Here is a 21,599-nt window from a genome sequence, read left to right as displayed (position 1 = left end):
GACGACGGGGGCTTACTCGAGTTCTGGCTGTTCATTCCCAGTTTCGCCTCAACAGCGTCGAGACGCGCGAACAGCGCGTCGATAAGTCTGTCCTTGTCCTGATCGGACAGATTAGTAAGGTCGGGGCGCGGCGGTTTTGGTGGCATGCCCCATGATGCGTTATCTAAGATTTGTTTACAACAACTTTCTACACTGTGCGCTCAGGCTGAATAGTCACGTTTTTCCGTGCTTGCGCCATCTGTTTGAGCCTTGCCACCGCGCTGCCCTTTGCCAGCGCCACTGACCTGACCGCACCCATGTCCGTTGGCCGCTTCAGCCACACTGCGTCACCCTTGCCCGACGGCCGGATCTTGATCAGCGGTGGAACGCTCAGCACCAGTAATGCCGGCAGCATGACGAACCGCGCAGAAATCTACGATCCGCTGACCGGCGCCTTTACCCCCACAGCGCCGATGAACGTGGCGCGCACGGCGCATGCCAGCGCGCTCTTGCCCGACGGACGCATCATCGTCATTGGCGGTACCGGGCAAGTCAATTTTGCCAACGTCAGCCTGGCCAGCACGGAAATTTACGACGCCGCCAGCGCTACCTGGACCATGGGACCTACGCTCGGCGTCGCGCGCAGCGCCGCCAAAGCCGTCACCCTGTCCGACGGAAAAATCGTCGTCATCTCGAGTACGGGCAACACTACGTCCTCCGAAGTCTACGATCCGCTGACCGGCGCGTTCATGCCTGGCGGCTCGCTTGCCATCCCCCGCAATAATTTCGAAGCTGTCGCGCTGGCCGATAACCGGATTTTGGTCGTCGGTGGCTACCTGCTCGCCGGCGGCATGGCCTTGAACGCGGAATTGCGCGACCCCGTGACCGGTGTGTGGACCGTTGCCGCACCGCTTGCCTTCGGGCGCTACATGGCAAGCGCCACCAAGCTGCTGGATGGCCGGGTTCTCGTTGCTGGCGGCTGTGGCAATTCGCCGCAACCTGTCGTCGCGGAACTGTTCGACCCTGCCACCGGCACCTTTACGGCCACCGGCTCGCTTGGCATGGCACGCTACGGCCATACTGCGCAACTGCTTGTGAATGGCAATGTCGCGCTCTTCGGGGGCACGGCCGCCGACAATATTTCGCACGATGTCGTCGAGGATTACAACGTGGCTACTGGCCAATGGCGCTATGCCGACCATCTGACTGAGCAACTGAAAAACCATACGGTGAGCTTGCTGGGCAACGGCAAAGTACTGCTGACCGGCGGCTACACAGGCCCAACGGCCGCAGCGCAGCTTTTCAACGAAAACTGCGCCATGTTCAATACTGCGCTGTCCGTGCCAGGCATCACGTTCACGGGCGAAGGCGGCAGTAGCGCGACCTTGGGTCTGACCATTCCCAGCGGCTGCCGGTGGTCGATTACGCGTATTCCATCGTGGCTGACCATCAATTCCGGCACCACGGGAACTGGCAGTGCCGTGATCAGCATGACCGCCGGCCTGGGCACAACCTACACGCGCGGCGCCACCATGCGGGTTGCCAATCTCGACTTCAATGCGCAGCAGACGCTCCGCCAGCCGACCTGCGACACGTCGGTGCAGCCCACCCTTAGCATCTACAGCAATAGCCATCTGGCCGTCGGCGGCGGCGGCTCCGTCACTGTCAGCGTTCCTGCCGGATGCCCATGGAGTGTTGCCGGGACGCCGTCGTGGGTCATCGTCACGCGCAATCCCTCCGGCGCGATCGGCTTGGACTGGATCGACTACACCGTCGCGGCCAACAGCGGCGCGGCGCGCAGCGCCACCATGACGATCGCCGGCCGCAGCTTTGTACTCAGCCAGAGCGCGTATGCGGTCGGCTGCGATCCGGCAGCAGGTACATTCATCTTCCCGAGCAGCCAAACGTTCGGTGAAATCGGCGGCAACGGCAGCGTCAATGTCACGCGCGGCGCCAGCTGCACCTGGACCACCACCCTGGTCCCAAGCTGGATCACGCTCACCGCAGGCGCGGCGGGCAGCGGGAATGGCACCGTCACTTACACGGTGGCGCCCAATACGGGCGCGGCGCGGGCAGTCAACCTGAACATCGCCGGGTACGCGTACAACGTGGCGCAGTCGGCCGCCACCAGTACGCCGCCCACAGTGCCCGCCACCTGCCCGGTGACCGCCGTCACCATCGGAGTCGGCACGGCGGGCACGCTTGCCGGCACCGACTGCAGCAACGGCGCGCGCGGGGTTGGCTACTATACCGACCGCTTTTCCTTCAGCGGCACGGCGGGCCAGCGGGTCGCCATCCAGCTGTCTTCGAGTGCGTTCGACAGTTACCTGTACTTGAAGAGCCCGACCAATTTACTCGTTGCCAGCGATGATGACGGCGGCGGCGGCACCAATTCGCGCATCCCGGCCTCGGCAGGGTCGATTACCTTGCCCGTTACCGGTACCTACGTGATCGAGGCGACGACCTATTACAGCGGGCGCACTGGCGCTTACTCCTTGACGGTGCTCCAGTACTGATTCTCAAGGCAAGCAACTGCAAGATGCTGGCATGCCGCTGAGTGCAGACTCAGCGGCATTTTTATTTGGCGCGCGCAAACGGCCCGCACGGTCGCTGCACCTGCGACGCGTATATGCGGTAATCTCGGCGTTCACCTTTGCCACCGACGCCTGACCATGCTCTTCACGTTCACCATCCTCCTGATGTGCCAGTGTATCGGCGAAGGCATCGCCTTTGCCTTCCGTCTGCCGGTTCCCGGCCCCGTCATCGGCATGCTGATTCTGTTTTGCCTTCTGGTGATGCGGCCGTCCCTGCTCGACAAAATCCAGTCCACCGGCGACGCCTTGCTGCAGCACCTGTCGCTGCTGTTCGTGCCGGCCGGCGTGGGTATCTTCGTTGCGGCGGCGTCGCTGCAAGGCCAGTGGCCGGCCATCGTCGGCGCCGTGATCGCCAGCACTTGGCTCACGCTCGCCGTCACGGCGCTCGTCATGCGCGCAGCGCTCAAGGAGGACAAACATGAATGACGTGGGGGCGTTCTGGGTCTACCTCGCCTCATCGCCTTTGCTCGGACTCACGCTGACGATTGCCGCGTACACATGCGCGCACGCCATCCATGCCCGTTGCCGGTTTTCGCCACTTGCCAATCCGGTTGCGATTGCCATCGTCCTCATCGGCGCCGTGCTCAGCCTGACCGGCATGTCTTACCAGCGCTATTTTTCCGGCGCCCAGTTCGTCCACTTTCTGCTGGGCCCGGCGACCGTCGCGCTGGCGATTCCGCTCGCCCGCCAGTTGCCCCGCGTGCGCAAGGTGATACTGCCGGTACTGTGCGCGCTGTGCGCAGGATCGGTCACGGCTATCGTCTCTGCCGTGTTGCTGGTAAAAGCCTTCGGTGGGTCGCCGTTGCTGGCCTTGTCGATCGGACCGAAGTCCGCCACCACGCCAATCGCAATGGCCGCCTCGCAACAGCTGGGCGGCATGCCGGCACTGACGGCCGTGATGGTGATCAGCACCGGCATCGTCGGCGCCGTCACGGCGCGTTGCTTGTTCGACCTGCTGCGCATTGCCAGTCCGGAAGCGCGTGGTTTTGCGCTGGGCGTTGCCGCGCATGGCATCGGTACCGCGCGCGCCATCCAGGTCAGTCCGGCAATGGGCGCTTTTGCGGTATTGGGCATGGGCCTGAACGGCGTGCTGACAGCGGTGCTGGCCCCCTGGCTGGTGCCGCTGCTGATGAAAACATTTTTCTAGTACAGTTGTGCTCTAGAATGCAGTCATGCGCATCCTGATCATCGAAGACAATTCCGACATTGTCGCCAACCTGTATGGCTTTCTGGAGCCCAAGGGTTACGTGCTCGATTCTGCCGCCAACGGCTACGCCGGCCTTGCGCTGGCCGCCCAGCATCCCTACGACGTGATCGTGCTTGACGTGACGCTGCCGGGACTTTCCGGCCTCGACATCTGCGGCAAGCTGCGCGGGGAATTGAACAGTTCGGTACCGGTGCTGATGCTCACAGCGCGCGACACGCTGCACGACAAGGAAGCGGGCTTTAACAGCGGCGCCGACGACTACCTGGTCAAACCGTTTTCGCTGGTGGAACTTGACATGCGCCTGCGCGCGCTGGTGCGCCGCGCACGCGGCAGCCACCGCGCTTCGCCCGTGCTGCGCGTGGGCGAACTTGCCTTTAACACCGAAACCTACGAAGCCAGCCGCGCCGGCGTTGCGCTGGCGTTAACCAAGACCGGCTATATTTTGCTGCGCTGCCTGATGCGCGAAGCACCGAGCCTGGTGCCGCGCGAAAAGCTGGAACACGAAGTGTGGGGCGAAAACCGTCCCGACAGCGACGCGCTGCGCACCCATTTGCACGCGCTGCGCCAAGCCATCGACAAGCCTTTCGGGTTCCCGATGCTGCGCACGTTTCCCGGGCTGGGATACAAGCTGACTGCCACCGACGACAGCCCGTAAGTTTGCAATGAACAAAAAAAATCCAGCCCGAAAGCTGGATTTTTTGTAAGGCCCGCAGGCCGCCGCTTAGACGCCCCAGAGGACGTCGTGGCCGCCGGCCTTGGCTGCGCGCAGCATTTCCAGCAGCGGATAGGCGCGCGTGGAAAAACTGACGATTTGCGCGCCTTCGTGCTCGCTGTCTTCGCGCGACTCGCTGTGATGGGCGTCGACGTCGCGTTTGACATCTTCGGAGGCCGCATGCTTGCGGCTTTCCGCGATTTCTGCTTCGATGATCGTGACCGCTTGCGCCGCTTCTGCGGCCGTGATCACACCGCGCTCGGTATCCTTGTGGAGCAAGTCCAAGATGCGCTTGGCGTGGTCTTTGTACATCAGCACTTCAGCCGCTGCTTTGGAGGTAAATGTAATTAACATAAAAACTTTCTTATTGTGCGGTTCATGACGAAACGATAACACGAAGCGGGCGCGCGGTCATCTCGTGCGCAACCGTGCGCGCCCATAGCCACCTTTTACCATATACCGTGGTCCATTCAAGGTTTTTTCGGGGGCACCGCGCGACTGAGAACAAAGTACACCAGTGCCGCTGCCTGCAGGGCAACCGCCACCGCCAGTGTGGTGCGAAACGCGTCAGCGGCGCCAGTGCCGTGCGCCTTGAGCGCATCGACCAGCAGCCCAAAGCCCCACTGCGCGACAAAGGCGCCGAAAAACAATTGCAGGTTATACGCCGAAACGGCACGGCCCGCCAGCGCAGCTGGAAAAGCCATGCCGACATGGGACTGCACCAGTGCCGTGACCGGTACGCATAGCGCAAGAGGCAGCCACAACAGCCACGCGGCCGGCGCGCTGGTCAGCAGCATGGCGCCCTGCGCCAGCACCATGCCGGTGATGCCAATGGCAATCAGGGTGTGCATGTTCCAACCGCGCGCCAGCAGGCGCGTCACGCTCCAGCCCTGCACCAGGTAGGACAGCATCAGCACCAGGTTGAAGACGAACAGAATCTGGCTGGTTTGCTGCTGGGTTTTGCCAAGCACGGTCGTCATCCACGGGCCGGCCCACAAGGATTGCAGCGCAAAAAAGATGCCGTGATTAATCAAGCCCAGCAGGCCCATGCGCCAAAAATAGGCATTGGCGAAAATGCGGCGATAGCCGCCATCGCCCACGCTCGCCGCGCCTGGCTGCGCAAGCGGTGGAAAGCTGTGTTCGACATCGCGCAGCACGAAAAAAATGGCGGCCGACGCCATCACCAGCAGCGCGGCAACCAGCCAAAACACGCCGCGCCACCCGATTGACGGCAGCGCGAGCGTCACGGGCAAGGTGGCCGCCAACGCCCCGGCGGTACCCGCCACCAGCATCCAGCTCGCCAGCTGCGGCTGCTGTTCCAGGGAAAACCACTGGCGGTAAGCCTTGAGCGACGCCGTCAAGCAGGCCGCCACGCCGACCCCGATCAGCGCGCGGCCAAGCCACAGGCCGGTCAGCGAGGTGCTGGTGGCAAACACAATCGCGCCGGCCGCCGCGCACAGCAGCAAGGCTGACTCGGTACGGCGCGCGCCGTACTTGTCCAGCCAGATGCCAAGCGGCAGTTGCATGCAGCCAAAGGCAACAAAGTAGGCGGAGGAGAGCAAGCCCAGGTCGGCATTCGACATGCCGAGCTCGGCAACCAGCGACGGTGCGATCACGGCGTTGACCGAGCGCAGCGCGTAGGAGAGCAGGTAGCCGAGCGCAAAACACAGGAAAACGCGGGCGGCGCGCGGGCCGCGCAAGGTTGCGTGCATGCGCTGCTTACTGCAGCGTGAAGGATGACATGAACATGTCCACGTTTTCGCGCGTTAAGTCTTTTTCCTTGCCCATGACGACGACCTGGTAAAAACGCTTGTTGCGCGACTCGAAATGGCCGACCAGGCGCATCGGCTCGCCTTTCTGCAAGCCGGTGGCTTCGATATCGATGGCCGCGCTGCGCTCGCGTGCGCTGCCGCTGGCCGACGATGCCTTGCCTGTTTTTTCGTTCTTGATGGTGGCGCCGATGTTCTTGATCAACGCGCTCTTCATGGCGCCCAGCGCCGCTTCGGCGCGCTGCGCATCGGGCGCTTCGGCGGTGCCCACGGCGAACATGGTGCCGTTGACCTGCGCCGCCGTCATGGTCATGTCGACCTTCATGCCGTCCAGATCGATGGTGCGCGTATGCGTGGATGGCTTGTCGGGAAACATCACGCGGTAGGGCGCCGCTTCGCTGCTGTAGTCGCGCCAGTTGAATTCCGGGCTGCAGCCTGCCAGCGCGAGCATGGCGAGGGTGGCCGTAAAAATGTGTGGGAAAGAAGATCGCATACACGAATGTTATCAGGACTTGCCGTGCGGCGGCAGGATCTGGCTATCGGCCCCATTGCCCCGCAGCGTTAAACGGCGAACCAACGGCGCCTTCGCGACGTCGTATTATTTGTCCGGGACAAATTCGACGGAGAAATAACATGGACTCAATCAACAAAAACCAGCCGGAACACAATCATGAAGACTTGACGGGCGCCGCAGCCATTGAAAAAATGGCCGGGCTGATCAAGCAAGCCCAGACGTGCTTCTTTTGCACCGCTGCGCCCGACGGCAATATCGATGCGAGGCCGATGAGCGTGCAGCAAGTCGACGAGCAGGGCAACCTGTGGTTTCTCAGCGCCGACGACAGCCACAAGAACGAGGAGCTCAAGAACAACCCGGCGGTGCGGCTGTTTTTCCAGGGTTCGCCCCATTCCGAATTTTTGCACCTCGAAGGCAAGGCGACCGTCTCGCGCGACAAGGCCAAGATCAAGGAGCTGTGGAAATTTGTGCTCAAGACCTGGTTTACCGGGGGCGAGGACGATCCGCGCATCACGGTGATCAAAGTGACGCCGTCGCATGGCTACTATTGGGATACCAAGCACGGCAATGCGGTAGCCGGGGTCAAGATGCTGATCGGCGCGACGCTTGGCGTGACGCTTGACGATTCGATCGAGGGCAGGCTCAGTGTTACTGGCTGAAGGCTGACGGCTCCCGGCTGAGGTGACGGCAAGGGCGACGGTCGTCTGGCCGTCTCAGCGCTCGCGCAAGCCGCGCCGGGACTGGATCGCTTCCTGGATATTTTCGTCCGAGATGCTGTCGGTGCCTGCCAGGTCCGCGATGGTGCGGGCCACTTTCAGCACCCGGTGGTAGGCGCGCGCCGACCAGTGCAGCTGCAGCATGGTCCGGCGCAGCAACTGTTCGCCGGCACTGTTAAGGCGGCAATAGCGGTCAATTTCGCGCGTTGTCAGCCGCTGGTTGGGTTTGTGCTGCCTGGCAAGTTGGCGCTCGTATGCCAGGCTGACCCGCGCTGCAATGGCAGCACTCGAGTCACCGTCCGCGGCGCCCGAGAGCGTGAGCGGATCCATCGCTGCCACTTCGATCTGCATGTCAATGCGGTCGAGCAAGGGGCCGGAAATGCGGTCTTGGTACCGCAGCACGCCTTCGGACGTGCAATGGCATTTTCCAGAGGCATGGCCCAAGTAGCCGCAGGGGCAGGGGTTCATGGCCGCGATGAGCTGGAAGCGGGCCGGAAAGTCAGCCTGGCGCGCCGCGCGCGAGATGGTCACGCGGCCCGACTCCAGCGGCTGGCGCAACACTTCCAGCACGCGGCGATCAAATTCAGGCAGTTCATCAAGAAACAAGACACCGTGGTGCGCGAGCGATATTTCGCCCGGTCGCGGCACCGCGCCGCCGCCTACCAGCGCAATGCCCGAGGTGGTGTGATGGGGACTGCGAAACGGACGCGCTTTCCAGCGCTCGGCACTAAAGCCGCCGGTGAGCGACTGCACCGCCGCCGACTCGAGCGCTTCCTGGTCCGACATAGGCGGCAACAAGCCCGTAAAACGCGCCGCCAGCATGGTCTTGCCGGCGCCGGGGGGGCCGATCATCAGCAGGCTGTGCAAGCCGGCCGCGGCAACTTCGAGCGCGCGCTTGGTCGCGACCTGGCCCTTGACGTCGGCAAAGTCCGGGTAGTCGGCCGCCTTGCAAGGGTGGCGCGGGCGATGCCGCAGCAGCCGGCTTTCCTTGCCGCCCGCCGTGAAATGCGCGCACACCTGCAGCAGTGTGTGGGCGGGATAGATCGCCGCCTGGCTGACCAGCGCCGCCTCGTCCGCGTTGGCCATGGGCAAGATGAAAGCGCGCGGATTGGCCCCGCCTTGCATGGCAAACGTCATCGCCAACGCACCGCGCACAGGGCGCAATTCACCCGACAGCGACAGCTCGCCGGCGAATTCATAGTTGTCCAGCTCGGCGTGGGGAATTTGTTTGGAGGCAGCCAGGATGCCGAGCGCAATGGGCAGGTCGAAGCGGCCTGATTCCTTGGGCAGGTCGGCCGGCGCCAGGTTGACGGTGATCCTGCGCGCGGGAAATTCAAAGCCCGCGTTTTGCAGCGCGGCGCGCACCCGGTCTTTGGATTCGCGCACTTCGGCGTCGGGCAGGCCGACGATGGTCAGGCCCGGCAAGCCGTTGGCCAAGTGCACCTCGACGCTCACGCACAGCGCTTCCATGCCGGCCAGCGCGCGGCTGCGTAAAACGGCAAGGCTCATGGCGCTCCTGATGGTAACGAACTAAGATCGGCAGATGGTAGTCCTCGCTGACCATGACTTGTTGAGAGCGGCCAAAGGTGCGGGCTGGGCAGAAAAATTTGTACCGGTTGCAGGCGGAGCAGACGTTCTCGCTCAGGCCGTGTCCAAGGTCGGCACTGACCCGGTTGTCTCATTGTCCTGATGACAAACCATGTTTTATTCGACAATATTTTTTCCTGTATATTGCGAGTGAAGATAATCAAGCAGATCGGCAACTATGCACACCCCTTTGCGCTTTACCCTGGCAATTGCACTGTTCGCCGCGGCGGGCGCGGCTTTTGCCGACGACTGTGACACCCGTGAGACCGCGCAGAAAGTCGTCGCTGCCTTTCCGGCCGAATACAAAATACTGGACGACGAATGGGAGAGCTATGTCGACGGCCCGCATGCCGAGTACCGAGCCATTGAAGCGGGCATGACAAAGGCACAGGCTGCGCGGTTTAAGGCGCGAAAGCCGTCGGACGAGTTCGCCGCCACCATGGAAGCGCTCAAGAAACGCCGTGCGGCGGCCGTGGTTGGATTGCCGAAGGAGGTCGGCGAACAGTACGAGCTGTACAAGCAACGTGGCGAGATTTTAAAAGCATGTGCGATGGCAAAACAGATGGTGCGCGCGACGGTGATCAAAAACGAGTTGGTCAAGTTGTCCGTGATGGAGCAACTGGCGGCCGCGCGCAAGGCCTTTCCTGCGCTGGGCCGCAAAGCGACCGTGACCGTTGCAGCTGCAAACACGCGCTCCGCTGAAGCCAGGGCTGAGGCAGCGGCCGATCCCGACGCCGTCAAATAGAGCCGACGTCCTGCGCCAACGCTTCCGTTTCTTGATAGAGAAACCTGCGGCGCGTGGCCGGATCCGGGTGTGCGCTCAAATTATTGCGCAACCGGATCAGTAATTAACGCGTCTGCGCGTCATCTTGCGCCTTGGCTTCAGCCGGCCTAGCTGGACGCGCCCATCCTCGGTCTGCGCCTGCATGGTCATCGGCCGGATCACATCGAGCCGCGCGGCAGATTGCATAATTGGGTCTGGAAAAACCAGGTGCCCGACGACGCCAACCTATGAGCTACAGATTGCGCTGGGCGAAGACAAAGATGGCCTCGCCAAGGAAATCCACCATGAGAGGGTGAAAGGCATTGTGATAAGCCTTCATATCCGGGTTGTCCTGATAAAACAGGCCCAGCCCAATGTAGGCCTCCTGTGTGGGCGAGTAGAACCGGACAGCGATTGAATAGTGACGTGACATCAAGGCCTGCACTTGCGGCGACGTTGGCAGCGAATCGTCCACTAACGGCGCCAGCTCCTTGTACAAGAGGTCCCAGTCGATATGCACTTGCTGCTTGTCGACGTGCGACCAATTTTCTGTTTCAGCAAGCGACTTCGTTTGCTGCTCATGAAGCGCATGCCTGCATTGTTTGAGGTATTCTGGGGTGGAATTTTTAAGTGTCATGGAAATCCAATTTCGGAAAATGACTATTGTGGTACATGTCGCAACCAAGTGGCGAGAAGTTCCTGCAATGGGGTTGTGTTGGAAAAGCGCATGTCAGGCAAGTCAACATGCAAGTGATGCGCAAGTATCGCCGCCTGTGCATTGCGCACACCCGGAGCGAGCTCGTCATTTATGAAAGCTGCATGCCCGACCCGAGCGCATTTGATGCGCTGTGCAGGGCCTTCGCAGAGCGCATGGCAATCGTCAACAAGCCGCTCGCGTAAAGCCAGGCCCGGCAATCGCGGGGACGCTCGCTACTGCTGAACCGGATGCACCACTTCGCGCGCCTGTGCCTGCGCCTCTGCCTTGGCCTCGGCCTCGCTGATGGCCGGTGCCAGCGTCGCGGCATCGGCTTCCAGTTCCGGCACGCGCGCGGTCATCGGCCGGATCAGGTCCAGGCGCACGGCGTACTGCACGCCGTGGCGCATGGCGTTGGCGGCAATCTGGCCCGCGTCATTGATCGCTTGCGGGGAAAAGATATCCCAGTGCAGCGCCGGGTCAATCAGCGCATTCAAGCTTTGCATCCGTCTGCCGCGATACACAAAGCCCGAAAGATGGTTGCTGGAACCGACCACATGGCCGTGGCAGTTGATTCCGGCTCCGGCGCTGTCACGCTCGGCGCTAACGGGGCGCCCGTCCAGGTCGATCATCCGTCCGTTCGTGTACAGATACGCGATGCGATTGTGCGGCCCGTACGGTACCGACATCGACCCGGTAATCTGCCCACAATCGTTGATCGCCTCGCCATAGTTGGGCGCGAAGCCAAAGTCGCCCAGGTCCCGCATCACGCCTTGCGACCAGGTAAAGGCGCGCAAGGGCTGGTCAGGGAAGGTGAGCGGTCCCGAGGCGCCGGCGATCGTGTTGTGGTTGTTGATGGCGCTGGCGTACGCGATCGGGTCATCGAAAGGCAGCGTGCCGATATCGGTCAACTTGCCGTCCGGCGCGCGCAGGAAACTACGCGGTCCGACCATACCTTCCCGGGTGCCCTGGGCGATGATGAAGCCGCCATTATTGATGTCCGTATAGCGCGTGCTGTGGCCGGGAATGATGCCGATGTCGCGCCGCGTTCCCGCGTAGTAAATCAAGCCGCGCACTTGCCCGGCGGTCGTGGTCCATTGTCCCAGTATTTGCCCCTTGTCGTTGATGGCAACGGCATTGCTCGACGTGCCGCCAAACGTGCCCAGATACACCACGCCCTTGCCGCGATTGAAGAAGCCGCGCGGCGAGCTGCCGTTGATGTAATAGTCGCCGGTGACGACGCCATCTTTGTTAATGTCGGTGGCGTAGCTGTTGGCAGGGCCGACCACCGTGACGCGGTATTCGGGGTAGGCCCAGGCGGCATTGGCCAGGCCAACGGTGAGGCACAGCATGATGCGGGAAAGACGATGGTGCGCTTGCATGGCATTCTCCAATAATTGGTCGCGGCAACTGCCGCCGGGCCTGGCGGTAGCCGGCCCTCAACCAATCTAAGGCCCGCCGCTGCGGGCGCCCTTGGGAATGCACAAGGCAGTGCACCGGTCTCATCAGCTAGCAGGCGCTGGCACAATGTTGCGAAATTTGCGCCAGAAAGTAACACAGTGCGCCTTGTCCGCGAGATTAAATTCAATCATTTTTCCAAGCAGTGAAAAGTCGACCGGACGGTCCCACGGAAAGCGCACCAGCATCTTGCTGCGCTGAAAGCCGGCGCGCAGGATGTTCTGCGAAAAATGGGTGATGCCAACCAATTCCCGCGCAACGGCCATATGCTGTTTGGCCACGCTGAAGCCGATGATGAAGGTGCCGTGATCGGTGAACATGGGCTGCTTCCACGCGATGGTTGGCGTGAGCTGCGGGAAAGACGCCGTGACCCAGGCCAGCACGTCGTGCATGCGGGCACGCTGTTGCTGGTCGGCGATGTGCGCCAGGTAGTCGGCAAACACGTCCATGTGGTCTCCTTGATGCAGGTCTCCTCGCTGCGGCTTGACTATACCGCCTTGTCGCCGTGCCGTTTGCACCGGTGGCCGGCGCCGCTGTCGATCCATCACCAGTCGTGGCATCGAGAACAAGTCCCTTACTGAAGCGCCACTTTTTAGTTGCCGTGTGGATACACTTCCGGACGATCGCGATATTTCTCTAGTGAAACAAGCTCGACCCTTGATATAGTTGCTCCAAGGTATTTTCCTGGTCCTCGATCGGAGTCTTGCATGCATCCATCATCCACACAACGGCTTGCCGCTGCCGCCGCCGCGGTCCTGCTTGCCACTGCCATCGCACCTGGCGCGGCACTTGCGCAAACGGCCGCCGGGCGCAGCGTGCGCGCGCCGGTCAAGCCAGCTTTTCCCGCGCTGCGCCTGGAGGAAAAAAGCAATGGCGAGCAAGCGGTCGCCAGGCTCGGCGCGCACCTGCCGGCAGTGGCAGCCCATTACGGCAAGAGCGCCAGCGAATTTTCCAGGCAACTGCGCACCGACCGTTCCGCCTGGGTCGACAAGAGCGGCCGCCTGGTCTTCATTGAGCAGGGCTTGACCTCATCCGGCTCGGACCTGGCCGTCTCGAATGTGATCTATCCGCCCGAACAAACCTTCGTGCTGCACTCGCGGCCGGGTTCCAAGCGCAAGATCTACCTTGACTTCAACGGCCATACCACCACCGGGTCGGCCTGGAACACCAGTTACGCACGCGACCCGATCGTCAGCCCCGCGTTCGACCTCGACGGCGTGCCCGGCACCTTCAATACCAATGAACTGGCGCTCATCCAGAACGTGTGGCGCCGCGTCGCCGAAGACTATGCGCCGTTCGACGTTGACGTGACGACCGAGCAGCCCAGCGTCGACCAGATGACCCGTGTTTCCAGCACCGACGACACCTACGGCGCGCGCGCGCTGATCACCAAAAATTTCACCGTTGGCAGCAACAAGGGCAATTGCAACTGCGGCGGCTTTGCGTATGTGGGCGTGTTCGACCATACCGTCGAAACCTACAAGACCGCCTTCATTTTCCAGGACATGCTGGGCAACAGCGAGAAAAACATTGCCGAGGCGGTCTCGCACGAAGTCGGCCACAACCTGGGCCTCAGCCACGACGGCACGGCCACGCTGGGTTACTACAGCGGCCACGGTTCCGGCGCGACCGGCTGGGCGCCGATCATGGGCGTGGGCTATTCGAAGGAACTGGTGCAGTTCAGCAAAGGCGAGTACACGGGCGCCAACAACAAGGAAGATGATTTCCTGGTCATGCAAAGCAACGGCGTGCTGTTCGCCGCCGATGATTTTGGCAACACCATGGGCACGGCGCGCGCGCTGTCGCCGACCGACCTGAACGGCATGAGCTCTTACACCATCAATGGCGTGGTGGAAACCCCGCTTGACACCGACGTGTTCAGCCTGCGCGCGGCGGCCGGCACCGTCACGATCAACGCCACGCCGTTCCAGCGTTCGCCCAACCTCGACATCCTGATCACGCTGCGCGACGCTGCCGGCGCCGTGCTTGCCCAAGCCAACCCGGCCGCGCTGCTCAGCAGTGCGATCAGCATTGCGGTACCGGCAGGCCAGTATTACCTGTCGATCCAGGGTGCCGCCAATGGCAACCCGCAAGGTACCGGTTACAGCAGCTACGGCAGCATCGGCCGCTACACCATGACGGTGAGCGCGCCGACGGCCAGCACGCCGCTGCTGGCCATGCATGTCGAGACCATCACCATGGCGCTTGGCACGGGCAGTCGGGCAGGCGAGTCGTATGCGCAGGCCGGCGTTGCCGTCAAGGACAGCAATGGGCGCGTGATTGCGGGCGCCACGGTGTCGGGTAACTGGAGCGGCATCGTGGCCGGCGCGGCGGTGGCAACGACGAATGCCGCAGGCGTGGCCTTTGCCAGTTCGCCGCTGGTCAAAAGCGGCGGCACGTTCACCTACACGGTGACGGGCATCAGCGCGCCGGGCTACGCTTACGAGCCCGTTTATAACCGGTTGGGCAGCAACGCAATTACGCGCTGAACGAACGCAGCGCAGTCTGCGTTCAGGGATGGCGGCTATTCAGCCAGTAGGCGGGCAGGGCGGCTACTTCGCGGGCGATCGAATACAAATCGCGCAGTTCAAAAAAATATGCGTGCGCCGAGCCGATACGGGCAATGTTGTAGCGCCGCAGCGCCAGGCGGGTGCGTGGTACATGGAAGTATTGGCTGACGACGGTGACGCTCGTAAAGCCATGGCTGGCCATCAGCCTGGCGCAATTGCGCGCGCTCGCGTCAGTGGTGTTGCCCGCGCTGTCAACAAGGATGGCACTGGCCGGCACGCCTTTTTTCAGCAGGTAAGCGCGCATCACGGCTGCCTCGTCGAAGCCTTCGACGCCGGTGCCGCCGCTAACGATCAGGTGCGCGAACACGCGCTGCGCATACAGATTTGCCCCGCGGTCCAGCCGGGCGGCGAGCCGGGCTGACGGCTGGCCGTCTAGCTCGACCTTGGAACCGAGCACAATGCCCACGTCGGTGGGGCGCAAGTCGTCCGCCATGCCGGCCGCGCTGATGCCAAGGCCCGCCAGCAGCAGCAGCGCCGCGCCACCCAGCACCCCCAGCCCCGCTTTCCTGAACAGGGAAGCGGGCGTCACACTTTCTGGCTGGCCAGGCTTTCTTCAAGCTGTTGCACGCGCATCTCGAGCGCTTCGAGCTTGGCGCGCGTCTTGGCCAGTACCTGGTTCTGGATGTCGAACTCTTCGCGGGTGACCAGGTCGAGCTTGGAAAAGCCCTGGGTCATCATCGCCTTGACGTTTTTCTCGATGTCCTTGGCCGGCGAAGACTCGATGGCCTGGTTGATCTTTCCTTGCAAGTCGTTGAAAAAACTATTCATATCCATGTCAAATCCTTGTGAGTGACTATTCGCACCGTTGTGGTGCCCGCACCGCATCAAGTTGGTGCGATCCTGGTGTTTTCCGACCCCTGCCCACCGGGTTTTACAATTTATTATGAGCAAGTTAAGGAGGCCAGGCGCAAAAACAAGTCCTGCGATGCCGTTTTGGAGCTGGCACGACTTCTGCTAAAGAAGCAGTAGCCGAGTGATGCTTCACCGATGCTCCACCCAGGATTTTAAACCGCAACCGCGCCACACGTTCAAACCATTAGGGAAATCGCAATGAAAAACCTGACCACCAAGTTCTCGCTCGCCGCCGCGCTCACGCTCGTCCTGTCCACACTCGGTGCTTCAGCCGCCCAGGCTGCCGATGCCGTTCCTGAGCATGCGTTGACCTACAATGCGGCCGTGACCACCGATTATCGCTACCGCGGCCTGTCCCAGAGCCGCCTGCAGCCGGCCCTGCAAGGCGGCGCCGACTATACCCACAGCCCAAGCGGCCTGTACGCCGGCGTTTGGGCATCGACCATCAAGTGGACCCATGACCTGGGCGCCGACGGCAACGTCGAAATCGACCTGTACGGCGGCAAGAAAGGCGAAATTGCCCCCGGCCTGAGCTATGACGTGGGCGGCCTGTACTATGCTTATCCGTCCTACAACCTCGATCCCGATGCGAACACCTTTGAACTGTACGGCCAGCTCGGCTACGGCCCGGCCTATATCAAGTACTCGCGCTCGACGACCAACCTGTTCGGCACCGCCGACACCAAGGGCAGCGGCTACCTCGACGTGGGCGCCAACATCGAACTCTCGCCGGGTTTGATGCTGAACCTGCATGCGGGGCGCCAGATCGTCCGTCACTTTGGCGTGCTGAGCTACAACGACTACAAGATCGGCGTCACCAAGGATCTGGGCTTTGCGTCGCTGTCGCTGGCGGTGGTGGACACCAGCACCGATATTTACGTCAGTGCCCGCAATGGCAAGAACCTGGGCCGCACCGGCGCCGTTCTGACCCTTTCCAAAACTTTCTGATCGAGGCAGCGCATGAAACTCATTACCGCCATTATCAAGCCGTTCAAGCTCGACGAAGTGCGCGAAGCGCTGTCGGCCATCAACGTGCAAGGCATCACCGTGACCGAAGTAAAAGGTTTCGGCCGCCAGAAGGGCCACACCGAGCTGTACCGCGGCGCCGAATACGTGGTCGACTTCCTGCCCAAGACCAAGATCGAAGCGGCCGTCGACGACGCCATCGTCGAGCAGGTGATCGAAGCGATCGAATCGGCTGCGCGCACCGGCAAGATTGGCGACGGCAAGATTTTTGTTTATAACCTGGAACAAGTCGTGCGTATCCGTACTGGCGAAACCGGCAACGAAGCTCTTTAAGGAGAAAGTTCGATGAACAACACGATCACAAAATGGCTGGGTGCGGCGGCCCTGCTGTTCGCCTTCAGTGCGCTGCCGGTGGCGGCGCAAAACGCGGCCCCGGCCGATGCGCCGGCAGCAACGGCAACCGTAACGGACCCGGCCGCAGCTGCGGCGCCCGCAGCCGCGGTTGCTGCGCCGGCTCCCGCAGCAGCAGTTGTTGCAGCTGCGCCAGCAGCCCCGGCTGCCGCGCCGGTGCCCAACAAGGGCGACACCGCCTGGATGTTCATCGCCACCATCCTGGTCATCCTCATGACGATCCCCGGCTTGGCGCTGTTCTACGGCGGCCTGGTGCGCACCAAGAACATGCTGTCGGTCTTGATGCAAGTATTTACCGTGTTCGCGCTGATCATCGTGTTGTGGTGCATTTACGGCTACTCGATTGCGTTCACCGGCGGCAATGCCTTCTTTGGCGGCGCCGATCGTCTGATGCTGGGCGGTATCTTCGATCCGATCAAGGGCACCTTCGCCTACGCTGCCACGTTCAGCAAGGGCGTCGTCATTCCCGAGTTCGCCTTCGTCGCGTTCCAGGGCACATTTGCCGCCATCACCTGCGGGCTGATCGTCGGCGCCTTTGCCGAGCGCATCAAGTTCTCGGCCGTGCTCGCTTTCATGGTGCTGTGGTTCACCTTCAGCTACCTGCCGGTAGCGCACATGGTCTGGTTCTGGACCGGCCCTGACATGATCACCGACGCCGCCTCGGCAGGCATCGAAGGCGCCAAAGCGGGCTGGCTGTTCCAGAAGGGCGCGCTCGACTTTGCGGGCGGCACCGTGGTCCACATCAACGCGGCCATCGCCGGCCTGGTGGGCGCGATCATGATCGGTAAGCGCGTCGGCTACGGCCGCGAAGCCATGGCGCCGCACTCGCTGACCATGACCATGATCGGCGCTTCGCTGCTGTGGGCCGGCTGGTTCGGCTTTAACGCCGGTTCGGCCCTCGAAGCGGGCGACGTTGCCGCGCTGGCCTTCATCAATACGCTGCTGGCCACCGCCTGCGCCACCATGTCGTGGATGTTCGGCGAATGGATCACCAAGGGCAAGCCATCGATGCTGGGCGCCGCTTCCGGCGCCGTGGCCGGCCTGGTGGCCATCACCCCTGCGGCCGGTTTCGTCGGGCCGATGGGCGGTTTGGTGATCGGGTTGCTGGCTGGTATTATTTGCCTGTGGGGTGTGAATGGCCTGAAACGCCTGATCGGTGCCGACGATGCACTGGACGTGTTCGGCGTGCACGGCGTGGGCGGCATTCTGGGCGCCTTGCTGACCGGCGTATTTGCCTCGCCGTCGCTGGGCGGCACCGGCATCTGGGATTATGTGGCGAACAAGCCGTCGGCCGACTATTCGATCAGCGGCCAGGTGATCACGCAGGCAACCGCCGTCGGCACGACCATTCTCTGGTCGGCCGTGGTGGCCTTCATTGCCTACAAGCTGGTGGACCTGGTCATCGGTCTGCGGGTACCGGAAGAAGAAGAGCGGGAAGGTCTGGACATTACCAGCCACGGCGAGTCGGCCTACCATTCCTGATTGCTTCTGACCTTCGGCCCGCGCAAACGGGTCGTCCGGGCGCCCCACGGGGCGCCTTTTTGCGTTGATGGGCCCCGAAACACTTTAAAATAAGGAATCCGCCCCGATTTATGCGGAACACATTATCGATGAAGCCTTAAGGACGTCACTCCATGGTTCCCCACCTCGCCACAGCCCTCACCGGCCCGCTCCTCGACCTCGAGAAAAAAATTCTGGGGGCCACGCCCGCCATCGAGCGCTGGTTCCGGATGGAGTGGCAGGAACACACGCCGCCGTTCTATTGCTCGGTCGACTTGCGCAACGCTGGCTACAAGCTGGCCCCGGTCGATACCAATTTATTCCCCGGTGGATTCAACAATCTTGCCACCGAGATGCTGCCGCTGACAGTGCAGGCGGCCATGGCGGCGATCGACAAGTATTGCCCGGACGCGCGCAACCTGCTGCTGGTGCCCGAAAGTCACACCCGCAATCCCCACTACCTGCAAAACGTCGCGCGTCTGATGCAGATTTTCCGCCAGACGGGCTTGCACGTGCGGCTCGGCTCGCTGTCGCCGGACATCACCCAGCCCACGCCGCTGGCGCTGCCTGATGGCAACATGCTGGTGATCGAGCCGATGGTCAGGTCAAGCAATGGGCGCCGGCTGGGGCTGGTGGACTTCGATCCCTGCACCATTTTGCTGAATAATGATTTGTCGGCCGGCATCCCGGCGATCCTGGAAAACATCCATGAGCAGTCGCTGCTGCCGCCGCTGCATGCCGGTTGGGCGCTGCGCCGCAAGAGCAACCACCTGGCCGCCTACGATGAAGTAGCGAAAAAATTCGGCAAGCTGATCGATGTCGACCCGTGGATGGTCAATCCCTTCCACGCCAAGTGCGGCGAGATCAATTTCCAGGAAGACAACGGCTCCGAATGCCTGGCCGACAATGTCACCATGCTGCTGGCCAAGATCCGCAAGAAGTACAAGGAATACGGGATCAAGGAAAAGCCCTTCGTCATCGTCAAGCCCGATGCTGGGACCTACGGCATGGGCATCATGACGGTGCGCGACGCGAGCGAAGTGAAGGACCTGAACCGCAAGCAGCGCAACAAGATGTCCGTGATCAAGGATGGGGTCGAAATTACCGACGTCATCATTCAGGAAGGCGTGCCGACCTTTGAAAGTGTTCAGGATGCGGTGGCCGAACCGGTGGTGTACATGATCGACCGCTATGTGGTGGGCGGTTTTTACCGGATCCATGCCGAGCGCGGGGTCGACCAGAACTTGAACGCCCCCGGTTCGCAATATGTGCCGCTGGCGTTTGCCCAGCAGCATGCCGTGCCGGACTTGAAAGCCAAGCCGGGGACGGCCGCGCCCAACCGGTTTTATGTATATGGGGTGGTGGCGCGTCTGGGCTTGCTGGCCGCGTCGCTGGAGATGGAGCGCACGGATCCCAATCCCGAGGTGTATTGACGCGTTCCTGGCGGCGCTTGGCGCAATGCGCTGCGCTGTTGCGCCCTACGGATAGACGGGATTTGCCGCGCATTGCGCCGCGTTCCCGCGACCTGATCTGCCCTTGTCAAGCCAACATTGCCGTTTCCGGCTAAAATCAGCTCATTACCCCCACTGGAAACGTCCATGAAAATCGCTTTCCTCGCCGATCCGCTGGCAGGCTTCAAAACGTACAAGGATTCGACCTTCGCCATGATGCGCGAGGCGGCCCGCCGCGGCCACACGATCCACGCGTTCGAGCAAAGCGACATGGCGCTCGACGAAGGCGTCGTCACGGCCAACGTGGCCCACATTACCCTCACCGGCCAGCTTGACAACTGGTTCGTGCCCGCTCCCAAGGCCGCCTGCCGCCTGTCCGAATTCGACGCCGTCCTGCAGCGCAAGGATCCGCCCTTCGACATGGAGTACGTCTACGCGACCTACCTGCTCGAACTGGCGCAAAACCAGGGCGCGCGCGTGTTCAACAAGCCATCGGCAATTCGCGACCATAACGAAAAGCTGGCGATCGCCCAGTTCAGCGAATACACCTCGCCCACGCTGGTCTCGTCCGATCCGGCGCGCCTGCGCGCTTTTCACGTGCGCCACCAGGATGTGATTTTCAAGCCGCTCGACGGCATGGGCGGCGCCGGCATTTTCCGCATCAAGAGCGACGGCATGAATCTCGGTTCAGTCATTGAAACCTTGACCCTCAACGGCGCGCGCACCATCATGGCCCAGCGCTACATCCCTGAGATCGTCAAGGGCGACAAGCGCATCCTCGTCATCAATGGCAAACCGGTGCCGTTCGCGCTGGCGCGCATCCCGCAGGGCGATGAAATCCGCGGCAATCTGGCCGCCGGCGGCGTGGGCGTGGCGCAGCCGCTCACCGCGCGCGACCGCCACATCGCCGAGGCCATCGGGCCGATTCTGGCCGCGCGCGGCTTGCTGCTGGTAGGATTGGATGTGATTGGCGAGTGCCTCACCGAAGTGAACGTGACCAGCCCGACCTGCTTCCAGGAGATCACCGACCAGAGCGGCTTTGACGTGGCCGCGATGTTCATCGATGCGCTGGAGCTGCAGGCAGGGCGGGCATAATATGGTCGGCATCCTGTTGCTGACCCACGCGCCGCTGGGGCAGGCATTCATCGCCGCCGTGGCGCACGTGTTTCGCGGCCCCACCGAGCGCTTCGAGGCGATCGACGTCAACGCCGACCAGGATCTGCTCGAAGTGAACGCCATGGCGCGCGACGCGATTACCCGTCTGGACGACGGCAGCGGCGTGCTGGTGATCACCGACATCAAGGGTGGCACGCCGGCCAATTGCTGCAACAGCCTGGCCGACGCCGGCCGGGTGGAAGTCATCGCCGGCATCAGCCTGCCGATGCTGCTGCGGGCGATCACGTACCGGCGCGACACGCTCGACGTGGTGGTCGAAATGGCGCTGGCCGGCGCGCAAAGCGGCGCGGTACGGGTCGACAACCGGGTCCGGGTAGGTCCGGCGTAAAGTTAAGGGCGCATCGGCCATAGGCTGTTGCATGGGCATCGAGACCTTCAATAAAGACGACAACAAAAATGATTCAACAAGATCTTGAGATTATCAATAAACTGGGCCTGCACGCGCGCGCTTCGGCCAAGTTCACCCAGCTGGCCGCCAGATTCAAGAGCGACGTCTGGCTGACCCGCAACGCGCGCCGCATCAACGCCAAGTCGATCATGGGCGTGATGATGCTGGCCGCCGGCAAGGGCGCCAAAGTCTCGCTGGAGGCCGACGGTGCCGATGAAAAGGAGTGTGTCGAGGCGCTGGCCGCGCTGATCAACGACAAGTTCGGCGAAGGCGAGTAATGCCGCTGGACCGT

25 protein-coding genes are annotated in these 21,599 nt (G+C 62.2%); 15 read left to right on the top strand and 10 right to left on the bottom strand.

Going from position 1 to position 21,599, the window contains the following annotated elements; all coding sequences use genetic code 11:
- Positions 1–146, bottom strand: a 146-nt coding sequence (locus tag ACP7BV_RS16650) for a DUF6444 domain-containing protein (RefSeq protein ID WP_426105399.1), incomplete at its 3' end; no start/stop codon positions are given.
- A 96-nt stretch (positions 147–242) separates the two neighbouring features.
- Here ACP7BV_RS16650 and ACP7BV_RS16645 point away from each other — a divergent pair.
- From ACP7BV_RS16645 to ACP7BV_RS16630, 4 genes are all read left to right on the top strand, one after another.
- Positions 243–2,495 carry a pre-peptidase C-terminal domain-containing protein gene (locus tag ACP7BV_RS16645; RefSeq protein WP_426105393.1) on the top strand — a complete coding sequence of 751 codons (2,253 nt, stop codon included), beginning with the start codon at positions 243–245 and terminating at the stop codon, positions 2,493–2,495.
- 156 nt (positions 2,496–2,651) lie between these two features.
- On the top strand, positions 2,652–2,999 hold the full coding sequence (locus tag ACP7BV_RS16640) for a CidA/LrgA family protein (RefSeq protein ID WP_426105392.1): 348 nt from the start codon (positions 2,652–2,654) through the stop codon (positions 2,997–2,999).
- Entirely contained in the window at positions 2,992–3,720 is a 729-nt protein-coding gene (locus tag ACP7BV_RS16635; RefSeq protein ID WP_426105390.1) for an LrgB family protein, read from the top strand. The genes ACP7BV_RS16640 and ACP7BV_RS16635 overlap by 8 nt, the downstream gene beginning before the upstream one ends.
- Positions 3,721–3,745: 25 nt before the next feature.
- On the top strand, positions 3,746–4,435 hold the full coding sequence (locus tag ACP7BV_RS16630; protein ID WP_426105389.1) for a response regulator transcription factor: 690 nt from the start codon (positions 3,746–3,748) through the stop codon (positions 4,433–4,435).
- A 66-nt stretch (positions 4,436–4,501) separates the two neighbouring features.
- On the opposite strand, the gene ACP7BV_RS16625 is transcribed toward ACP7BV_RS16630, so the two are convergent.
- From ACP7BV_RS16625 to ACP7BV_RS16615, 3 genes are all read right to left on the bottom strand, one after another.
- Entirely contained in the window at positions 4,502–4,846 is a 345-nt protein-coding gene (locus ACP7BV_RS16625) for a DUF1840 domain-containing protein (protein ID WP_426105387.1), read from the bottom strand.
- Positions 4,847–4,962: 116 nt separating this feature from the next.
- On the bottom strand, positions 4,963–6,204 hold the full coding sequence (locus ACP7BV_RS16620) for an MFS transporter (RefSeq protein WP_426105386.1): 1,242 nt from the start codon (positions 6,202–6,204) through the stop codon (positions 4,963–4,965).
- A gap of 7 nt (positions 6,205–6,211) precedes the next feature.
- Positions 6,212–6,754, bottom strand: coding sequence for a hypothetical protein (locus tag ACP7BV_RS16615; RefSeq protein WP_426105385.1), 543 nt, complete (start codon positions 6,752–6,754; stop codon positions 6,212–6,214).
- 140 nt (positions 6,755–6,894) lie between these two features.
- On the opposite strand from ACP7BV_RS16615, the gene ACP7BV_RS16610 reads away from it, so the two are divergent.
- A complete protein-coding gene (locus ACP7BV_RS16610; RefSeq protein ID WP_426105384.1) occupies positions 6,895–7,434 on the top strand; it encodes a pyridoxamine 5'-phosphate oxidase family protein in 540 nt (179 codons plus the stop codon).
- Between the two features lie 54 nt (positions 7,435–7,488).
- On the opposite strand, the gene ACP7BV_RS16605 is transcribed toward ACP7BV_RS16610, so the two are convergent.
- Positions 7,489–9,000 (bottom strand): YifB family Mg chelatase-like AAA ATPase, encoded by a 1,512-nt coding sequence (locus ACP7BV_RS16605; protein WP_426105382.1) that lies wholly within the window; start codon positions 8,998–9,000, stop codon positions 7,489–7,491.
- A gap of 256 nt (positions 9,001–9,256) precedes the next feature.
- Between ACP7BV_RS16605 and ACP7BV_RS16600 the strand changes: the two genes are divergently transcribed.
- Positions 9,257–9,823 carry a hypothetical protein gene (locus ACP7BV_RS16600; RefSeq protein ID WP_426105380.1) on the top strand — a complete coding sequence of 189 codons (567 nt, stop codon included), beginning with the start codon at positions 9,257–9,259 and terminating at the stop codon, positions 9,821–9,823.
- A 271-nt stretch (positions 9,824–10,094) separates the two neighbouring features.
- Here the strand turns inward: ACP7BV_RS16600 and ACP7BV_RS16595 are convergent, their stop codons facing one another.
- On the bottom strand, positions 10,095–10,478 hold the full coding sequence (locus tag ACP7BV_RS16595) for a TipAS antibiotic-recognition domain-containing protein (protein WP_426105378.1): 384 nt from the start codon (positions 10,476–10,478) through the stop codon (positions 10,095–10,097).
- Positions 10,479–10,585: 107 nt separating this feature from the next.
- Here ACP7BV_RS16595 and ACP7BV_RS16590 point away from each other — a divergent pair, with 107 nt between their 5' ends.
- Positions 10,586–10,741: a hypothetical protein gene (locus tag ACP7BV_RS16590; protein WP_426105377.1), complete on the top strand. Its 156-nt coding sequence runs from the start codon at positions 10,586–10,588 to the stop codon at positions 10,739–10,741.
- Positions 10,742–10,771: 30 nt separating this feature from the next.
- On the opposite strand, the gene ACP7BV_RS16585 is transcribed toward ACP7BV_RS16590, so the two are convergent.
- Positions 10,772–11,917, bottom strand: a complete 1,146-nt coding sequence (locus ACP7BV_RS16585; RefSeq protein WP_426105376.1) for an HAF repeat-containing protein — start codon at positions 11,915–11,917, stop codon at positions 10,772–10,774.
- Between the two features lie 123 nt (positions 11,918–12,040).
- On the bottom strand, positions 12,041–12,442 hold the full coding sequence (locus tag ACP7BV_RS16580; RefSeq protein ID WP_426105375.1) for an iron chaperone: 402 nt from the start codon (positions 12,440–12,442) through the stop codon (positions 12,041–12,043).
- Positions 12,443–12,700: 258 nt separating this feature from the next.
- Here ACP7BV_RS16580 and ACP7BV_RS16575 point away from each other — a divergent pair, with 258 nt between their 5' ends.
- The gene (locus ACP7BV_RS16575; protein WP_426105374.1) at positions 12,701–14,482 is read left to right on the top strand and encodes a zinc-dependent metalloprotease family protein; all 1,782 of its coding nucleotides are present in this window, start codon (positions 12,701–12,703) and stop codon (positions 14,480–14,482) included.
- Between the two features lie 22 nt (positions 14,483–14,504).
- Here the strand turns inward: ACP7BV_RS16575 and ACP7BV_RS16570 are convergent, their stop codons facing one another.
- Together ACP7BV_RS16570 and ACP7BV_RS16565 are read right to left on the bottom strand one after the other, a co-directional pair.
- Positions 14,505–15,092, bottom strand: a complete 588-nt coding sequence (locus ACP7BV_RS16570; RefSeq protein ID WP_426105373.1) for a YdcF family protein — start codon at positions 15,090–15,092, stop codon at positions 14,505–14,507.
- Positions 15,089–15,337 (bottom strand): accessory factor UbiK family protein, encoded by a 249-nt coding sequence (locus tag ACP7BV_RS16565; protein ID WP_426105372.1) that lies wholly within the window; start codon positions 15,335–15,337, stop codon positions 15,089–15,091. Before ACP7BV_RS16565 ends, ACP7BV_RS16570 begins: the two co-directional genes overlap by 4 nt.
- Before the next feature lie 276 nt (positions 15,338–15,613).
- Between ACP7BV_RS16565 and ACP7BV_RS16560 the strand changes: the two genes are divergently transcribed.
- The 7 genes from ACP7BV_RS16560 (at position 15,614) to ACP7BV_RS16530 (ending at position 21,585) form a co-directional block, all read left to right on the top strand.
- Positions 15,614–16,363, top strand: coding sequence for a TorF family putative porin (locus ACP7BV_RS16560; protein ID WP_426105370.1), 750 nt, complete (start codon positions 15,614–15,616; stop codon positions 16,361–16,363).
- A 12-nt stretch (positions 16,364–16,375) separates the two neighbouring features.
- Entirely contained in the window at positions 16,376–16,714 is a 339-nt protein-coding gene (locus ACP7BV_RS16555; protein ID WP_426105368.1) for a P-II family nitrogen regulator, read from the top strand.
- A gap of 12 nt (positions 16,715–16,726) precedes the next feature.
- The gene (locus tag ACP7BV_RS16550) at positions 16,727–18,274 is read left to right on the top strand and encodes an ammonium transporter (RefSeq protein ID WP_426105366.1); all 1,548 of its coding nucleotides are present in this window, start codon (positions 16,727–16,729) and stop codon (positions 18,272–18,274) included.
- A 152-nt stretch (positions 18,275–18,426) separates the two neighbouring features.
- The gene (gene gshA, locus ACP7BV_RS16545) at positions 18,427–19,725 is read left to right on the top strand and encodes a glutamate--cysteine ligase (protein ID WP_426105364.1); all 1,299 of its coding nucleotides are present in this window, start codon (positions 18,427–18,429) and stop codon (positions 19,723–19,725) included.
- A 165-nt stretch (positions 19,726–19,890) separates the two neighbouring features.
- Positions 19,891–20,838 (top strand): glutathione synthase, encoded by a 948-nt coding sequence (gshB, locus tag ACP7BV_RS16540; protein ID WP_426105363.1) that lies wholly within the window; start codon positions 19,891–19,893, stop codon positions 20,836–20,838.
- A gap of 1 nt (position 20,839) precedes the next feature.
- Positions 20,840–21,247, top strand: a complete 408-nt coding sequence (locus ACP7BV_RS16535) for a PTS sugar transporter subunit IIA (RefSeq protein ID WP_426105361.1) — start codon at positions 20,840–20,842, stop codon at positions 21,245–21,247.
- A 68-nt stretch (positions 21,248–21,315) separates the two neighbouring features.
- Positions 21,316–21,585, top strand: coding sequence for an HPr family phosphocarrier protein (locus ACP7BV_RS16530; protein ID WP_426105360.1), 270 nt, complete (start codon positions 21,316–21,318; stop codon positions 21,583–21,585).
- Positions 21,586–21,599: the final 14 nt, after the last annotated feature.

Source organism: Massilia sp. TSP1-1-2 (genome assembly GCF_049896185.1).
Taxonomy (GTDB): Bacteria; Pseudomonadota; Gammaproteobacteria; order Burkholderiales; family Burkholderiaceae_D; genus Telluria_A.
Note: the sequence above shows the minus strand (reverse complement) of the source record. Positions and strands in the feature narration are given on the sequence as shown.

What these genes read in the sequence shown, in the direction of transcription:
- ACP7BV_RS16640 (WP_426105392.1), top strand. Translation starts at nt 2,652, where the DNA reads ATGCTCTTCACGTTCACCATCCTCCTGATGTGCCAGTGTATCGGCGAA.
- ACP7BV_RS16635 (WP_426105390.1), top strand. Translation starts at nt 2,992, where the DNA reads ATGAATGACGTGGGGGCGTTCTGGGTCTACCTCGCCTCATCGCCTTTG.
- ACP7BV_RS16630 (WP_426105389.1), top strand. Translation starts at nt 3,746, where the DNA reads ATGCGCATCCTGATCATCGAAGACAATTCCGACATTGTCGCCAACCTG.
- ACP7BV_RS16625 (WP_426105387.1), bottom strand. Translation starts at nt 4,846, where the DNA reads ATGTTAATTACATTTACCTCCAAAGCAGCGGCTGAAGTGCTGATGTAC.
- ACP7BV_RS16620 (WP_426105386.1), bottom strand. Translation starts at nt 6,204, where the DNA reads ATGCACGCAACCTTGCGCGGCCCGCGCGCCGCCCGCGTTTTCCTGTGT.
- ACP7BV_RS16615 (WP_426105385.1), bottom strand. Translation starts at nt 6,754, where the DNA reads ATGCGATCTTCTTTCCCACACATTTTTACGGCCACCCTCGCCATGCTC.
- ACP7BV_RS16610 (WP_426105384.1), top strand. Translation starts at nt 6,895, where the DNA reads ATGGACTCAATCAACAAAAACCAGCCGGAACACAATCATGAAGACTTG.
- ACP7BV_RS16605 (WP_426105382.1), bottom strand. Translation starts at nt 9,000, where the DNA reads ATGAGCCTTGCCGTTTTACGCAGCCGCGCGCTGGCCGGCATGGAAGCG.
- ACP7BV_RS16600 (WP_426105380.1), top strand. Translation starts at nt 9,257, where the DNA reads ATGCACACCCCTTTGCGCTTTACCCTGGCAATTGCACTGTTCGCCGCG.
- ACP7BV_RS16595 (WP_426105378.1), bottom strand. Translation starts at nt 10,478, where the DNA reads ATGACACTTAAAAATTCCACCCCAGAATACCTCAAACAATGCAGGCAT.
- ACP7BV_RS16590 (WP_426105377.1), top strand. Translation starts at nt 10,586, where the DNA reads ATGCAAGTGATGCGCAAGTATCGCCGCCTGTGCATTGCGCACACCCGG.
- ACP7BV_RS16585 (WP_426105376.1), bottom strand. Translation starts at nt 11,917, where the DNA reads ATGCAAGCGCACCATCGTCTTTCCCGCATCATGCTGTGCCTCACCGTT.
- ACP7BV_RS16580 (WP_426105375.1), bottom strand. Translation starts at nt 12,442, where the DNA reads ATGGACGTGTTTGCCGACTACCTGGCGCACATCGCCGACCAGCAACAG.
- ACP7BV_RS16575 (WP_426105374.1), top strand. Translation starts at nt 12,701, where the DNA reads ATGCATCCATCATCCACACAACGGCTTGCCGCTGCCGCCGCCGCGGTC.
- ACP7BV_RS16565 (WP_426105372.1), bottom strand. Translation starts at nt 15,337, where the DNA reads ATGGATATGAATAGTTTTTTCAACGACTTGCAAGGAAAGATCAACCAG.
- ACP7BV_RS16560 (WP_426105370.1), top strand. Translation starts at nt 15,614, where the DNA reads ATGAAAAACCTGACCACCAAGTTCTCGCTCGCCGCCGCGCTCACGCTC.
- ACP7BV_RS16555 (WP_426105368.1), top strand. Translation starts at nt 16,376, where the DNA reads ATGAAACTCATTACCGCCATTATCAAGCCGTTCAAGCTCGACGAAGTG.
- ACP7BV_RS16550 (WP_426105366.1), top strand. Translation starts at nt 16,727, where the DNA reads ATGAACAACACGATCACAAAATGGCTGGGTGCGGCGGCCCTGCTGTTC.
- gshA (WP_426105364.1), top strand. Translation starts at nt 18,427, where the DNA reads ATGGTTCCCCACCTCGCCACAGCCCTCACCGGCCCGCTCCTCGACCTC.
- gshB (WP_426105363.1), top strand. Translation starts at nt 19,891, where the DNA reads ATGAAAATCGCTTTCCTCGCCGATCCGCTGGCAGGCTTCAAAACGTAC.
- ACP7BV_RS16535 (WP_426105361.1), top strand. Translation starts at nt 20,840, where the DNA reads ATGGTCGGCATCCTGTTGCTGACCCACGCGCCGCTGGGGCAGGCATTC.
- ACP7BV_RS16530 (WP_426105360.1), top strand. Translation starts at nt 21,316, where the DNA reads ATGATTCAACAAGATCTTGAGATTATCAATAAACTGGGCCTGCACGCG.